The organism is Actinomadura sp. NEAU-AAG7 (genome assembly GCF_018603865.1).
GTDB lineage: Bacteria > Actinomycetota > Actinomycetes > Streptosporangiales > Streptosporangiaceae > Spirillospora > Spirillospora litoris.
Genome location: NZ_JAHFZY010000002.1, coordinates 1,095,329 through 1,110,167 on the forward strand (window position 1 = coordinate 1,095,329; position 14,839 = coordinate 1,110,167).

The 14,839-nt window shown below is 74.3% G+C and carries 11 protein-coding genes and 1 pseudogene; 8 read left to right on the forward strand and 4 right to left on the reverse strand.

Features of this window, described 5'->3' with window-relative positions; translation table 11 throughout:
• Window positions 1-3 precede the first annotated feature (3 nt).
• The 4 genes and pseudogenes from KLI87_RS40030 to KLI87_RS14450 all read left to right on the forward strand — a co-directional run.
• Window positions 4-741, forward strand: coding sequence for an FAD-binding protein (locus KLI87_RS40030; RefSeq protein WP_250903765.1), 738 nt, complete (start codon window positions 4-6; stop codon window positions 739-741).
• Window positions 738-1,814: an enolase C-terminal domain-like protein gene (locus tag KLI87_RS14440; protein WP_214617307.1), complete on the forward strand. Its 1,077-nt coding sequence runs from the start codon at window positions 738-740 to the stop codon at window positions 1,812-1,814. Before KLI87_RS40030 ends, KLI87_RS14440 begins: the two co-directional genes overlap by 4 nt.
• The gene (locus KLI87_RS14445; protein ID WP_214617308.1) at window positions 1,811-3,493 is read left to right on the forward strand and encodes a glycoside hydrolase family 15 protein; all 1,683 of its coding nucleotides are present in this window, start codon (window positions 1,811-1,813) and stop codon (window positions 3,491-3,493) included. The genes KLI87_RS14440 and KLI87_RS14445 overlap by 4 nt, the downstream gene beginning before the upstream one ends.
• Window positions 3,469-4,032: pseudogene (locus KLI87_RS14450) on the forward strand (SDR family oxidoreductase); the annotation flags it as partial. The gene KLI87_RS14445 and the pseudogene KLI87_RS14450, both read left to right, overlap by 25 nt.
• A gap of 194 nt (window positions 4,033-4,226) precedes the next feature.
• On the opposite strand, the gene KLI87_RS14455 reads toward KLI87_RS14450, so the two are convergent.
• Complete coding sequence (locus tag KLI87_RS14455) at window positions 4,227-6,023, reverse strand: thiamine pyrophosphate-requiring protein (RefSeq protein ID WP_214617309.1); 1,797 nt, start codon at window positions 6,021-6,023, stop codon at window positions 4,227-4,229.
• Window positions 6,024-6,147: 124 nt separating this feature from the next.
• Here KLI87_RS14455 and KLI87_RS14460 point away from each other — a divergent pair, with 124 nt between their 5' ends.
• The 3 genes from KLI87_RS14460 to KLI87_RS14470 all read left to right on the forward strand — a co-directional run bounded on the left by KLI87_RS14460 (window position 6,148) and on the right by KLI87_RS14470 (window position 9,363).
• Window positions 6,148-7,005, forward strand: coding sequence for a helix-turn-helix transcriptional regulator (locus KLI87_RS14460; protein ID WP_214617311.1), 858 nt, complete (start codon window positions 6,148-6,150; stop codon window positions 7,003-7,005).
• 70 nt (window positions 7,006-7,075) lie between these two features.
• On the forward strand, window positions 7,076-7,825 hold the full coding sequence (locus KLI87_RS14465; RefSeq protein WP_214617313.1) for an SDR family NAD(P)-dependent oxidoreductase: 750 nt from the start codon (window positions 7,076-7,078) through the stop codon (window positions 7,823-7,825).
• Complete coding sequence (locus KLI87_RS14470) at window positions 7,822-9,363, forward strand: MFS transporter (RefSeq protein WP_214617315.1); 1,542 nt, start codon at window positions 7,822-7,824, stop codon at window positions 9,361-9,363. Before KLI87_RS14465 ends, KLI87_RS14470 begins: the two co-directional genes overlap by 4 nt.
• On the opposite strand, the gene KLI87_RS14475 is transcribed toward KLI87_RS14470, so the two are convergent.
• The 3 genes from KLI87_RS14475 to KLI87_RS41520 all read right to left on the reverse strand — a co-directional run bounded on the left by KLI87_RS14475 (window position 9,348) and on the right by KLI87_RS41520 (window position 12,921).
• Window positions 9,348-10,121: an SDR family oxidoreductase gene (locus tag KLI87_RS14475; protein ID WP_214617317.1), complete on the reverse strand. Its 774-nt coding sequence runs from the start codon at window positions 10,119-10,121 to the stop codon at window positions 9,348-9,350. The two genes, KLI87_RS14470 and KLI87_RS14475, sit on opposite strands and share 16 nt — an antisense overlap.
• 375 nt (window positions 10,122-10,496) lie before the next feature.
• Window positions 10,497-11,921, reverse strand: coding sequence for an MFS transporter (locus KLI87_RS14480; RefSeq protein WP_214617326.1), 1,425 nt, complete (start codon window positions 11,919-11,921; stop codon window positions 10,497-10,499).
• Between the two features lie 34 nt (window positions 11,922-11,955).
• On the reverse strand, window positions 11,956-12,921 hold the full coding sequence (locus KLI87_RS41520) for a LuxR family transcriptional regulator (RefSeq protein WP_173390708.1): 966 nt from the start codon (window positions 12,919-12,921) through the stop codon (window positions 11,956-11,958).
• 375 nt (window positions 12,922-13,296) lie between these two features.
• On the opposite strand from KLI87_RS41520, the gene KLI87_RS14490 reads away from it, so the two are divergent.
• The gene (locus tag KLI87_RS14490; RefSeq protein ID WP_250903766.1) at window positions 13,297-14,658 is read left to right on the forward strand and encodes a carbohydrate-binding protein; all 1,362 of its coding nucleotides are present in this window, start codon (window positions 13,297-13,299) and stop codon (window positions 14,656-14,658) included.
• Window positions 14,659-14,839: the final 181 nt, after the last annotated feature.

Consider the following 14,839-nt stretch of genomic DNA (forward strand, 5'->3'; position numbering starts at 1 on the left):
CGTATGTTCGACACGCTTGAACGTGATCTCGCGGTCAGGGTCGACGGCGAGGTGCGCTTCGACGCCGGGTCGCGGGCGGCCTACGCCTACGACGCCTCCGACTACCGGCAGCCGCCGATCGGCGTGGTCGTCCCCCGGAGCATCGACGCGGCCGTCGAGGCGGTCGCGGTCTGCCGCGGGCACGGCGTGCCCGTGCCGTCGCGGGGCGGCGGGACGAGCCTGGCCGGCCAGTGCCGCAACGCCGCCGTGGTGATCGACCGGTCCAGGTACCGCGGCCGGCCGGTGTCGCTGGACACCGGCCGCCGCCGCGCGGTCGTCGAGCCCGGGGCCTGCCTGGACGACCTGAACGCCGAACTCGCCGCGCCCCAGGTCGTCCTGCGGCCGGACGCCTTCACCGACAACTTCCACCCGGGCGCCGGGCGCGCCGCGATCGCCCAGCCGCACTGCCACCAGCACACCGTCTGGGGGGTCGAGGCCGACGCGGAGGTGCTGCGCCGCGCGGGCGTCCAGGCCCAGGTCCTCGACGTGGGCTGCTGCGGCCTGGCGGGCAACTTCGGCTTCGAGCGGGGCCACCACGAGGTCTCGGTCGGCGCCGCCGAACCCGGGCTGTGGCCCCGCGTCCGCGACGCCGGTCCGGGTACGACCGTGCCGGCCGACGGGTTCTCCTGCCGCACGCGGATCGCCGACGGCACCGGCGTGCGGGCCCCGCACCTCGCCGAACTCCCCGCGGAGCCGCTGTGATCGAGCTGACCGCCGCCGCGTACACGATCCCGACGGACGGCCCGGAGGCGGACGGCACGCTGGCCTGGGCCTCGACGACGCTCGTGCTCGTCGAGGCGTCCAGCGAGGAGTGGACCGGCCTCGGCTGGACCTACGGTCCGGCGGCCGTCGCCGGGGCGGTCACCGCGCTGCTCGCGCCGGTGGTCCGCGACACCGGCGCGCTCGACCCGCCCGGGGCGCACGAGCGGATGTGCCGCGCCGTCCGCAACGCGGGGCGTCCCGGCGTCTGCGCCATGGCGATCTCGGCGGTCGACTGCGCGCTGTGGGACCTGAAGGCGCGGCTGCTCGGCCTGCCGCTGCACCGGCTGCTCGGCGCCGTCCACGACGAGGTCCCCGTGTACGGCTCGGGCGGCTTCACCACCGACGGCCACGCGCGGCTGCGCGACCAGCTCGGCAACTGGGCCGGCGACCTCGGCATCCCCCGCGTGAAGATCAAGATCGGCGAGGGGCGGGGCGCCCGGACCGGCCGCGACCTGGAGCGGCTGCGCGTCGCCCGCGAGGTCATCGGCCCCGACACCGAGCTGTACGCCGACGCCAACGGCGCCTACACCGCCAAGCAGGCCGTGCGGGTCGCCGAGGCGGCGCCCGACCTGCGGTGGTTCGAGGAGCCGGTGTCCTCCGACGACGTCGCCGGCCTGCGCGCGGTCCGCGACGCGGTGCCGTGCGAGGTGGCGGCCGGGGAGTACGGCTACGACCTGCCCTACTACGTCCGCCTGATCGACGCCGTCGACTGCCCGCAGGCCGACGTGACCCGGGTCGGCGGGATCACCGAGTTCCTCCGGGTCGCCGCGTTCGCCCGCGCGCACGCCCGGGACCTGTCCGCCCACTGCGCGCCGCACCTGCACGCGGCCGTGATGGCGGCCGTCCCGAACGCCCGCCACATCGAGTGGTTCCACGACCACGTCCGCGTCGAGTCGATGCTCTTCGACGGCGCGCTCGTGCCGTCCGGCGGGGTCGTCCGCCCCCGGGACGACGCGCCCGGGATCGGCCTGGAGTTCCGCAGGCGGGACGCGGAGGAGTACCGGGTGGCATGAACGACGACCGCTACCCCCCGCAGGTGCTGCGGGAGTACGCGCTCATCGCCGACGGCGAGCGGGGCGTCGTCGTCGGCCCGCGCGGGGAGTTCTGCTGGATGTGCGCGCCGCGCTGGGACGGCGACGCGGTGTTCGCCTCCCTGATCGGCGGGCCCGGGATCTACGCGGTCACGCCCCGGGAGCGGTTCGTGTGGGGCGGCGCCTACGAGCCCGGCACGCTGATCTGGCGCAGCCGGTGGGTGACCGACGACGGGGTCATCGAGTGCCGGGAGGCCCTGGCGTTCCCGGGCGAGCCCGGCCGCGCGGTGCTGCTCCGGCAGATCGTCGCCCGCGAGGGGGACGCCCGCGTCCGCGTCCTCTGCGACCCGCGCCCCGGCTTCGGCGCCTTCCGTCCGGACTTCCACGGCGCCTGGACGGGCGACGCGGGCGGCCTGTGGTTCCGCTGGACGGGCGCGGCCGGGGCCCGGCGCGGGCGGGGCCTCGAACTGGACCTCACGGTTCCGGCTGGAACGCGCCACGACCTGGTCCTGGAGATCACCGACCGTCCCCCGCGCAAGGAGCCGCCGGTCGCGGACCGCGTCTGGCACGCCACCGAAACGGCCTGGCACCGCGCGGTGCCGCGCCCGCGCACGATCGCCGACCGGGACGCGCGGCACGCCCACGCCGTCATGCGCGGCATGACCGGCGCGAGCGGGGGGATGGTCGCGGCGGCGACCACGAGCCTGCCCGAGCGCAGCGAGGCGGGCCGCAACTACGACTACCGCTACGTCTGGATCCGCGACCAGTGCTTCGCGGGCCTCGCGGCGGCCGCCGCCGGGGCCGAGCGGCTCTTCGACGACGCGGTGCGGTTCGTCACCGCGCGCGTCCTGGAGGACGGTCCGCGCCTCAAGCCCGCCTACACGAGCACCGGCGGGCCGGTGCCCGAGCAGGACGTGCTGAAGCTGCCCGGCTACCCGGGCGGCTACGACCGGGTGGGGAACCAGATGACCGGCCGGTTCCAGCTCGACGGCTTCGGCGACGCGCTGCTGCTGCTCGGCGCCGCGGCCGAGCGCGACGGGCTCGACGCCGACGGCAGGCGGGCCCTGCGCACGGCGGTCGCCGCCGTCGACGAGCGCTGGCGCGACCCGGACGCGGGCATCTGGGAGCTGGACGACCGCCGGTGGACGCACAGCGCCCTCAACTGCGCGGCCGGGCTGCGGGCCGTCGGGGAGACCGGGCGGGCCGACGCCATCGTGGCGGCGACGGCGTCCCGCGCCGTCCACCCGTCCGGGCGCTGGCAGCGCTCGCCCGGCGACCCGAGGCTGGACGGCGCGCTGCTGCTGCCCGCGATCCGCGGCGCCGTGCCCGCGGGCGACCCGCGCAGCCGCCGCACGCTCGACGCCTACCTCGCCGAGCTCACCGACGACGGCTACGCCTACCGGTTCCGGCACGACGAGCGGCCGCTCGGCGAGGCCGAGGGCGCGTTCCTGCCGTGCGGGTTCCTCGTCGCGCTCGCCACCCACCGGCGGGGGGACGTGGCGGCCGCGCTGCGCTGGTTCGAGCGCAACCGCTCCGCGTGCGGGCCCGCCGGGCTGCTGTCCGAGGAGTACGACGTGGAGCAGCGGCAGATGCGCGGGAACCTCCCGCAGGCCTTCGTGCACGCGCTGCTCCTCGAATGCGCGGCACGCCTCGACCACTAGACCGGGTCGAGCGCACGCTCGGGCCGATCGGGGTGTGGGTGAACAACGCCTTCACCGGCGTCTTCGCGCCGTTCGACGAGATCACGCCCGAGGAGTACCGCCGCGTCACCGAGGTCACCTACCTCGGGACCGCGCACGGCACGCGGGCCGCGCTCGCGCGGATGAGGCCGCGCGACTCGGGCGTGATCGTCCAGGTCGGCTCGGCGCTGGCCTACCGCGGGATCCCGCTCCAGTCGGCCTACTGCGGCGCCAAGCACGCCGTCGAGGGCTTCACCGAGTCGCTGCGCGCCGAACTGCTGCACGACCGCAGCGCGGTCAAGGTGACGATGGTCCAGCTGCCCGCCCTCAGCACCCCCCAGTTCGACTGGGTCCGCTCCCGGCTGCCGCGCCGCCCGCGGCCGGTGCCGCCGATCTACCAGCCCGAGGTGGCCGCCCGCGCCGTCGTCCACGCCGCCGACAACCCCCGGTGCCGGGAGCGCTGGGTCGGCGACTCCACGATCGCGGCGCTGCTCGCCGAGAAGGTCGTCCCGGGGCTGCTCGACCGCTACCTCGGCCGGACCGGGTACCGGTCGCAGCAGACCGGCGCCCGGCGGCCCGAGTTCGACCCGGCAACCTGTGGGAGCCGTGCGACGCCGACCGGGACCACGGCGCGCACGGCGCCTTCGACGACAGCGCCAGGCCGCGCAGCCTGCTGCTCACCCTCCAGACCTGGCGCCCCGGCCGCTCGTGACCCTCACCTGCCGGAGCGGTGCGGGAGGAGCTCCCGCATCTTGACCTTGAGGCCCTTCTGGACGACGCCCCGGCGGTCCTCGTCGCCCTTCGCCATCGCCTTGGCGGTGTCCTTGGCCTGCTCGAAGGTCGCGTGCGGCGGGATCGGGGGGATGTCGGGGTCCACCAGGACGTCCAGCACGGTCGGCCGGTCGGCCGCGAGCGCCGCCTCCCAGGCCGGGGCGATCTGGCCGGGCTCCTCCACCTTGATCGCGTTGAGCCCGTTGCCCGCCGCGAACGCGGCGTAGTCGCACTCGGGCAGCGTCTGCGACTCGGTGAACTTCGGCGCGCCCTGCATCGCGCGCATCTCCCACGTGACCTGGTTGAGGTCGTTGTTGTGGAGGATCGCGACGACCAGCCGCGGGTCCTCCCACTGCTCCCAGTAGTGCCGGATCGTGAGCAGCTCGGCCATCCCGTTCATCTGCATCGCGCCGTCGCCCTCGAACACGATCACCGGCCGTCCGGGGTGGCCGAACTTCGCCCCGATCCCGTACGGGACGCCCGGCCCCATCGTGGCCAGCGTCCCCGACAGGGAGCCGCGCACGCCGTCGCGGAAGCTCAGGTTGCGGGCGTACCAGTTCGCCGCCGACCCCGAGTCGGCGACGACGATCGCGTCGTCCGGCAGCCGCTCCGACAGCTCGTGGAACAGCCGCATCGGGTTGATCGGATCGGCGTCCACCATGGCCTCCTCCGCCACCGTCTTCCGCCAGCGCCGCACGTTACCCTCGACGGTCTCGCGCCAGCCCCGGTCGTCCTTGCGCTCCAGCAGCGGGATCAGCGCGCGCAGCGTCGAGGCCGCGTCGCCGACGAGGTTGACCTCGTAGGGGTAGCGCATGCCGATCAGCTTGGGGTCGATGTCGATCTGCACCCCGCGCGCCTGGTCCAGCTCCGGCATGAACTGGGTGTAGGGGAAGCTGGAGCCGACCGTGAGGAGGGTGTCGCAGCCGTTCATCAGCTCGTAGCTGGGCCGGGTGCCGAGCAGCCCGATCGAGCCGGTGACGTAGGGCAGATCGTCCGGAAGGACGTCCTTGCCGAGCAGCGCCTTCGCGACGCCCGCGCCGAGCAGGTCGGCCACCTGGCGCAGCTCGGTGGCGGCGCTCCTGGCCCCCGCGCCCGCGAGGATCGCGACCTTCCTGCCCGCGTTGAGGACCTCGGCGGCGCGGGCGACCGCCTCCGCGTCGGCGGCGATCGACGGCAGCGACACCCCCAGGCTGGAGGGGACCATCTTGAACGCGTGCGCGGGCGGGCTGTACTCCAGCTCCTGGACGTCGGCGTGGACGATCAGGGCGGTCGGCGTCCGCTCGGCCATCGCGACGCGGATCGCCCGGTCCAGCACGTTCGGGAGCTGCTCGGGCACCGTGACCACCTGGACGTAGTCGCCCGCCACGTCCTTGTAGAGCGACAGCAGGTCCACCTCCTGCTGGTAGGAGCCGCCCATCGCGCTGCGGTTGGTCTGGCCGACGATCGCGACGACGGGCACGTGGTCGAGCTTGGCGTCGTAGAGCCCGTTCAGCAGGTGGACGGCGCCCGGCCCCGACGTCGCCGCGCACACCCCGACCCGCCCGGTGAACTTGGCGTACCCGACCGCCTGGAAGGCGCTCATCTCCTCGTGCCGCGACTGGACGAACTGCGGCTCGTTCCCGGCGCGTCCCCAGGCGGCCATCAGCCCGTTGATCCCGTCGCCCGGGTACCCGAACACCTTCTCGACCCCCCACTCGCGCAAACGCGCCAGCAGGTGATCGGCGACCGTCGTCGTTGCCATGGATCCGCTCTCCTCTCACCGCCCGTCGTTCAGACGTGTCGTCCCGCCTACCCAGCCCGTCGACGGCCTACCACGGGGTGCCCCACCACGGGGCGTCCGGCGGCGGACCGCCTAGCATGCGGGTATGGGTGGTGCGCGGCTTTCCGCGGAGGCGCGGCGGCGGCGCCGGGACGAGATCCGGGAGTTCCTGCGGTCCCGGCGCGCCCGGCTCACGCCGGAGGACGTCGGCATGGCGGCGGGCGGCGGCCGCCGGGCGGCGGGGCTCCGGCGGGAGGAGGTCGCGGTCCTGGCCGGGGTCGGCGTCTCCTGGTACACCTGGCTGGAGCAGGGGCGCGAGATCAACGTGTCGGCGGAGGTGCTGGACTCGGTCTCCCGGGTGCTGCGGCTGGACGGCGCCGAGCGGGAGCACCTCTACCTGCTCGCCGGGCTCAACCCGCCGAAGGCGGCGCCGGTGGAGCGGGAGGTGCCGGACGGCCTGCGGCGGCTGATCGAGGAGTGGTCGCCCCGTCCCGCCTACGTCATCGACCGGCACTGGAACCTGGTCGCGGTCAACCGGGCGGCCGAGGTCGTGTTCGGTTACGGCGCGGGCGACCACAACTGCCTGGTGAGCTTCTTCACCAACGCCCGGCTGCGCTCGACCGTGCGCCACTGGCGGGACGCGGCGCGCGCCATCGTCGGGCAGTTCCGCGCGGACGCCGCCCGCTACCCGGACGACCCGGAGTTCGGACGGCTCGCCGCCGACATGCGCGCCGCCAGCCCCGCCTTCGCCGAACTGTGGGCCGAGCACCATGTCGGCAGCGCCGCCCAGGGCGTCAAGGCCGTTCTGCACCCCTCGGCCGGGGAACTGCTCTTCGAGTACACGACGCTTCCGCTGACCGATCTGCCGGGACACCGGTTGATGCTCCACACCCCCGCCCAGGACGGGACGACGCCGTCCCGGCTCACCGCGCTGCTGGAGGAACCCGCGCCGCTCGCGGGCTGAGGGTGGTGGTGGCAGACCCAGGCCCACTGGACGCTGCCGGGTCCGCCGCGTCCGGCCGAGGATCGTCGGTATGCAGCGATTCACCGGCAAGACCGTTCTGATCACCGGCGGTACCAGCGGCATCGGCTTCGCCGCCGCGCGCCGCCTGCTCGACGAGGGCGCCCACGTCGCCGTCACCGGCCGCGACGAGAAGCGGCTGGACGACGCCGTCGCGCGGCTGGGGGAAGGGGTCCTCGGCGTCCGCGCCGACGTCGCCTCGCTCCCCGACCTCGACCGCCTGATGAGGCTGATCGAGACGTGGCGGGGCGGGCTGGACGCGGTCTTCGCCAACGCGGGGGTGGGCGTCTTCAAGCCGAGCGCCGACATCACCGAGGCCGATTTCGACGGGATGATCGGCGTCAACCTCAAGGGGGTCTTCTTCACCGTCCAGAAGGCGCGGAAGCTGATGCGCGACGGCGGCTCCGTCGTCATCAACGCGTCCTGGACCCTGCATCGCGGGCTGGCGATCGCCTCGGTGTACTCCGCCGGGAAGGCGGCGGCCCACAACCTCGCGCGGACGCTGGGCGCCGAGCTCGCCCCGCAGGGGATCCGCGTCAACTCCGTCAGCCCCGGCTACATCGACACCGAGATGTACCGCTCCGCCAACCCCGAGCCCGGGGCCGAGGCCCGTGACTCGGCGCAGGTGCCGCTCGGCGTCCTCGGCCATCCCGACGAGGTCGCGGCGGCCGTGGCGTTCCTCGCCTCCGACGACGCCTCCTACGTCACCGGGCAGGACCTGGTGGTCGACGGCGGCCTGCTCGGGTCGGTCCCCGCGGCATGACCTCGCGCACTCCGGCGGTCACCCTCGCCGCCGTCCTGCTGACGCTGGTGGTGCTGCCGACGTCGGTGACCGGGTCGGGGGTGGCATTGCCGCACATCGAACGCGACACCGGCGCGTCGCTGGAGGCGCTCCAGTGGGTCGTGCACGCCTACAACCTGACCTTCGCGTGCTTCATGCTGGCCTGCGGCTCGCTCGCCGACCTGCTCGGCAGGCGGCGGCTGTTCGCTGCGGGCGCGGCGCTGTTCACGGCGGCGTCGCTGGCGAGCGCGGTGGCGCGGGACGTCCTGCTGCTCGACCTCATGCGCGCGCTGGCGGGGGTCGGCGCCGCCGCCCTGCTGACCAGCGGAAGCTCGATCCTCGCCACGGCGTTCGCGGGGCGGGCGCGGGTCCGGGCCTTCGCCGCCGTCGGCATCGCCACCGGCGGCGGGCTCGCGCTCGGCGCCATGGCGGCCGGAACGCTGGCCGACTCCCTCGGCTGGCGGTGGTTCTTCGGGTCGCACGCGCTGGCGATGCTGCCGGTGCTGGCCGCCGTGCCGCTTCTGCGGGAGTCGCGGGCCGAGTCGGCCGCGCGGGTCGACTGGCCCGGGACCGCGGCCTTCGCGGGCGGCGTGTTCCTGCTGATGTTCGGCATGGTCGAGGGACCGCAGTGGGGATGGGCCAGCCCCGGCGTGCTGGGGCTGCTCGCGGGGGCGGTCCTCCTGGCGGTGGTCTTCGTGCTGGTGGAGCGGCGCCGCCCCGACCCGATGCTCGACCTGGGCCTCGTCCGCAACCGGAGGTTCATGGCGCTGTGCCTGATCCCCGTGGTCGTGTCGTTCTCGTTCGTGATCCTGCTGCCGCTGCTGCCGAACTACCTGGTGGTCGCGAGCGGCATGTCCAGCCGGGCGGCGGGGGCCACGATGCTGCTGATGACCGCGCCGATCCTGGTCGCGCCGCTGCTCGCCGGGCTCCTGATCAGGCGCGGGCTGCCGTCGCGCGCCGTCTTCACGCTGAGCCTGGTGCTGCTGACCGGCGGCGGCGCGTGGCTGGCCGCCGTCCTGCGCCCCGACATCGGGCCCGCGGCACTGGCCGGTCCGCTGATCACGCTCGGGGTCGGCCTGGGCCTCAACTTCGGGCTGGTGGACGGCGCCGTCCTGACCGTCGTCGACCCCCGGGCCACCGGCACGGCGGCGGGGTTCCTCAACACGCTCCGGCTGGGCAGCGAGGCGGTCGTCATCGCGGCGGCGGGCTCGGCCCTGGTCAATTTCACCGAGCACCGGCTGAGCCGGGCGGCGCCGCCCGGCCGGGCCGAGGACCCGGGGGCGGTGGCCGACAGCGTGAACTCCGGCGACCTCGACGGCGCCCTGGCGGGCCTTCCCGCCGACGGGCGCGCGAGCCTCCTCGACGCCATCGCGCACGGGTTCACCGACGCCTGGCAGACCGTCCTGTGGGCGAGCACCGCCGTCTGCGCGCTGCTGTCCGCCGCGATCTACCTCCTCCTCGCCGACCGCGAACCGGCCGCGGAGCCCGCGGGTCGGCCCGGCACTCACTCGACCGTGTAACCGGACCGCTCGGCCAGCCACCGCTCGAAGCCCGTCCCCAGCAGGCGCGCGCCGGGGCCGGGCAGCAGCACGTCACCGGAGTACTCGGTGCCGAAGGGCCCGTCCCAGCTCGGGACGATACGGACCTCGTCCCCGCGCGCGGCGAAGGTCCGGCGGGCCATGTCCACCAGGTCCTCCCTCCCGGGGCCCGCCACCTCGATGATCTGCTCGCCGGCCGGGCCGTCCAGGGCCAGCCCGACCAGCACGCGGGCGACGTCGTCCACCGCGCACGGCTGCACGAGCAGCGGGGGCACCGTCACGATGTCGGCCTTCCCCGGCTCGGACCGCCTGCTCCACGAGGCGACCTGCTCCGCGAAGCCGTGGAACTGGGTGGCGCGGACGACCGTGGCCGGGGCGGGCGCGCAGAGCGTCAGCACCTCCTGGACGCGCTTCCCGATGTAGCGCGGGCTGCCGACGATCCTGTCGACGCCGACGATCGACAGCAGCACGTGGTGGCCGACGCCCGCGCGCTCCGCCGCCGCCGTCAGCCGCAGCATCGTGTCGCGGAAGAAGGCCGGGGCGCCCTCCGCGTCCAGGAGCGGGGCGTCGAGGACGTCGACGACGGCGCCGGCGCCCTCCAGCGCCTCGTCGAGACCGGCGCCGGTGCGGAGGTCGACCCCGGCCGCGCCGCAGACCGACGCCACCTCGGCGCGGCCGTCCAGCAGTTCGACGACGCGACGGCCGACGAGACCGCTCCCTCCGATAACGGCGATCTTCATTTTCGTTCGTCCCGTCCTGAGTGTTGGTGCTTTTCGTCGGCCGATCAGCAAGACGGCACGACCATCAGGCTCTGGGACGGACACCGGCCCCACGATGTGACATGGCCCCCTGTTCGGGGCGCTCGACGCCTTCGCCCGCCTACGCGGGCTCCGGCCGACCGACCGTTCGCGGGAGGAGGGCGATCAGTGCCACCGGGACGAGCGCGGCGGCCACGCCCCAGCTCAGCGCGTCGGGGATCCGCCTGCGAGAGATCACGGCGTCCCGGACCCTGATCGGGCACCTCATGGAATGCGGCGCGGACGACTTCGCCCAGTGCCCCGACTACCGGCGCATGGTCGAGAAGGTCGCGGAAGCCCAGGACCCAAGCGGGTGCGTCACAGCGCGGACGTCTCGGCCGGACGCCTCAGCAGGAGGGTGATCAGGATCGTCACCGCCATCGCCGCCGCCCCGGCCAGGGCGGCGACGGTGTAGCCGGCCTCGTCAGGGAAGGTCGCGCCGGAACCCGTATGCGCTTCGAGCACCAGGCCGCCGAGCGCGCTGCCCACCGAGAACCCGACGCTGCGGACGACCTGGTTGAAGCTCATCGCGCTGGAGGTCTCCTCGGCCGGGGTGACGGCGAGGATCGCGGCCGGCATCGCGGCGGAGAAGGCGCCGACGCCGAGCCCGAGCAGGCCCATCACGGCGAACGCCAGCCAGAGGTGGCCGCGCGCGTACGCGAACACCAGCAGCGCCGCCAGGATCACCGCGCCCCCGGCGGCGAGCACGGTCGTGGGGGCGAGGCGCCCGCGCGCGAGCGGCACCAGCCTGCCGCCCGCGAACCCGAGGACCGAGAACGGCACGAGGACCAGGCCCGCGACGAAGACGTCCACGCCGAAGCCGTACCCGGCCGGGCCCGGCGTCTGGACGTAGCGGGTGACCAGCGTCAGCAGCAGGTACATGCCGACGCCGCCGAGGAGCATGCTCGCGTTCGCGCCGGCCACGGCGGGGTGCCGCAGCAGCGCGAGGTCCACCAGCGGGGCGTCGCTCCGGCGTTCGCGCCGCACCCAGGCGGCCAGGAGCAGCGCCGACGCCGCCGGCAACACGGCGAGGACCACCGGGTGGTCGGCCCAGAGGCCGGTCTGGCTGATCGCGAGCAGCAGCGCCAGCAGGGCCGCGCCGAGCAGCGCGGAGCCCGGCACGTCCACGGATCCGGACCGTCCGGGCGGCGCCTGCGGCACCGCCCACCAGGCCGCGGCCAGCGCCACCGCCGTGATCAGCAGGCCGAGCCCGTACGCGGCGGGCAGCCCCGCCACGTCGGTGAGCAGCCCGGCGAGCGGGTACCCGATGCCGATGCCGGCGATCGAGGCGACCGACAGCAGCGCGATCGCCGCGCCCGACCGCTCGGCGGGCAGGTGGTCGCGGGCGACGCCCATCATGAGCGCGGGCAGGCCGAGTCCGGCGCCCTGGGCGACGCGTCCGGCCAGCAGCCAGCCGAACGCGGACGGCACCACGGTGAGCAGGCTGCCGGCCACCACGACGGCGAGCGTGGCGAGGACGACCCGGCGGCGGTGCGGCCCGGCGCCGAGGCGTCCGAGGACGGGGGTCGCGAGCGCGCCGACCAGCAGCGGCGCGGTCAGCGTCCACTGCGCCGCCGCGAGCGAGACCCCGAACCCGCCCGCGACCTCGGTGATCAGCGGCGCGCCGAGGCTGCCGACCACCGCGACGACGAGCGCCACGAAGACCAGCGCGGGCACCAGCGGCCGGGCCGCGCTCCCGGCCCGGACCCCGGCCGCGGCGCCGGTCACCGCTTCGTCTCCCACACCGGTGCTCCCTGTCGGCGGCCGGGCCACGGGGTCAGACCAGGCCGCGGCGGGCGGCGTGCACGCCCGCCTGGAACCGGGTGCGGGCGTTGAGCGTGCGCAGCAGGCGGGCGACGTGCCTGCTGACGGTGCGCGCCCCCATCCCGGTGTGGCGGGCGACCGCCTCGTCCTTCAGCCCGGCGGCGAGCAGGGTGAGCAGGTGCCGGTCGGCGTCCGACAGCCGGGGCCAGACGCCCGGCGGGCTCGACTCCTCGTCGTCGAAGCGCAGCGGGGTCGCCTGCTCCCAGCAGGTGTTGAACACGCTGATCAGGATGTCGAGCAGGGTGGAGGGGCGGATGAGCGCGGTGATCCCCGGCTCGTCGCCGCGCAGCGGCATCAGCGCCAGCTCGTCGTCGACGATCACGAGCTTGGCGGGCGGGTTCTCCAGGACGCGGGCGCGCTCGCCGATCGCGGTGTCGTCGCGGGCGATCTCCAGGCGCTCGGGGATGGCGAGCGCGTCCGGGGTGTAGATCGCGCGGTACTCGATGCCGTTGGCGATCCGGTCGCGCTCGATCTCGTTCGGACGCGACGGGTCGGTCGCGTAGGGCGGCTTGTCGATGGTCTTGACCTGCCGGGACGCGCCCCGCTGAACCTGCTCCCAGCGCTGGGCCACCGCCTCCCGCCCGTCGATGATCTCCACCAGCTTCTCGGGGTTGCCGCGCTGCTCGGCCGCCAGCAGGTCGCCGCTGAGGCGCTTGGCCTCGATGCGGGCCCGGATGAACTCCGTCTCGCGCTTGCGGATGAGCGTCTCGACGACGGCGTCGGGCGGATAGGGGGTGTAGGCGGGTTCGGCGGAGCCGTCGACCCCGACCATGCCGAGGGCCTGCAACTCCAGCAGCAGCCCGGCCAGCCTGGCGCGCGGCTGCTCGGTCAGCCGGGTCAGGTCGCTGAGCGTGCTGCCCGGGTGGTACAGCAGCGTTGTGTAAATGGTCTGTTGCGCAGCGGTGACACCGAGAGCCACGAATGGATTCTCGCTGGGGGCGGTCACGGGGAGCATGCAGGCGATTATCCAGCAGCACCCTGTGGCCGCCAAGTCTTTGCAGCTCAAAGCGGCTGAACCTGGCCATGCCCTTCGCCGTTACCGGCCCTGCGACCAGGCGCGCGACCGCAAATTCCGCTTTCAAACGCGAACCGCGCCGAAATTCTTCCGGCTTCGCGGCGGGCCGGACTAGCGACGAGCCAGCCCATTTTCCGCCGCCGCGGCGGGCCGGGCAAGCGCATGGATGGCGAGTTACCGACAGCGGCGACAACTCGCCATAACCCGGTCACGGAAAGGTCTTTTCTCTTTATGCGAATGCTTCTACGTTTACCGCACCCCCCACCCCTAGGAGAGATCATGTCCAACAGACGCGGTCCGCGCGTCGCCGTGCTCTCGGTAGGCGCCCTGTGCGCGGTCGGCATCCCCGGCATCGGGACCGCCCAGGCGGCACCGGCCGGACCGTCGCACCCGGCGCCGTTCTCCGCGGCCACCGCCGCGAACGTCCCGTCCGACATGCTCAAGGCGATGCAGCGCGACCTCGGCCTCACCCCCGCCCAGGCCAAGCAGTCGCTGGTCAACCAGTTCGACGCCGGTGTCACCGCGGGCAAGCTGCGGCTGCGGCTCGGCGGCAGCTTCGCCGGCAGCTGGGTCAGCGGCAAGACCAGCGAGACGCTGACCGTCGCCACCACCGACGCCGCCGCGGCCCGCACGATCACCGCGCAGGGCGCGCGGGCGAAGGTCGTGGGCCACAGCCTCGCCTCGCTCGACGCGGTCAAGGCCAAGCTGGACCGTGCCAGCAAGAGCCACGCGACGACCAGCTCCCCGGTCTGGTACGTGGACGTCAGCACCAACCAGGTCGTGCTGCTCAGCTCCTCCCCCGCCAAGGCGCGCGCCTTCGTGAAGTCGGCCGGGCTCGGCGCCTCCGACGTCACGATCAAGCGCTCCGACATCAAGCCCCGCCCGCTGTACGACCTCCGGGGCGGCGACGCCTACTACATGAACGGCCAGGGCCGCTGCTCCATCGGCTTCCCGGTCAAGCAGAACGGCCGGGCCGGGTTCGTCAGCGCCGGGCACTGCGGACGCCCGGGCACCTCGACCAGCGGCTCCAACCAGGCCCAGCAGGGCAGCTTCCAGGGATCCACGTTCCCGGGCAGCGACTACTCCTGGGTCGCGGTCAACAGCAGCTGGACCCCGACCGCGAAGGTCAACGGCTACGGCACCGTCGCCGACCGCGACGTCAGCGGGTCGACCGTCGCGCAGCAGGGCTCGCAGGTGTGCCGCTCCGGCTCCACCACGGGCTGGCACTGCGGGAGCATCCAGCAGCTCAACACCAGCGTCACCTACCAGGAGGGCACCGTCTACGAGGTGACCCAGACGAACGTGTGCGCCGAGCCCGGCGACTCCGGCGGCTCGTTCATCTCCGGCACGCAGGCGCAGGGCATGACGTCCGGCGGCGACGGCGACTGCAGTCGCGGCGGGACGACGTTCTTCCAGCCGGTGAACGAGGCGCTCTCGGTGTACGGGCTGACGCTCTTCACCGGCGGCGACAACGGCCCCGGTCCCGGGGAGCCGCCGACGGGCACGTGGGCCGCCGGCACCGTTTACAAGTCCGGCGACGTCGTGACCTACAACGGCGCAAGTTACCGGTGCATCCAGGGCCACCAGGCGCAGCCTGGCTGGACTCCCGCGAATGTGCCGGCACTCTGGGAGCAGGTGTGACGGTGACGGCCGCCATACGGCACCTGTAACGGCGTCCCAGAGCCGGGGTTTCCCGGTGCGCCGTTCCTCCGGACCTCCCCCCAGCGCTTCGCGCGCTGGGGGGAGGTCTGCTTTTCCCGCCTTTTCGAGGCGGATTTCATTGGCGCCTTTTCCCGGCCGCCGCCTTTCCCCGGACGTTTCG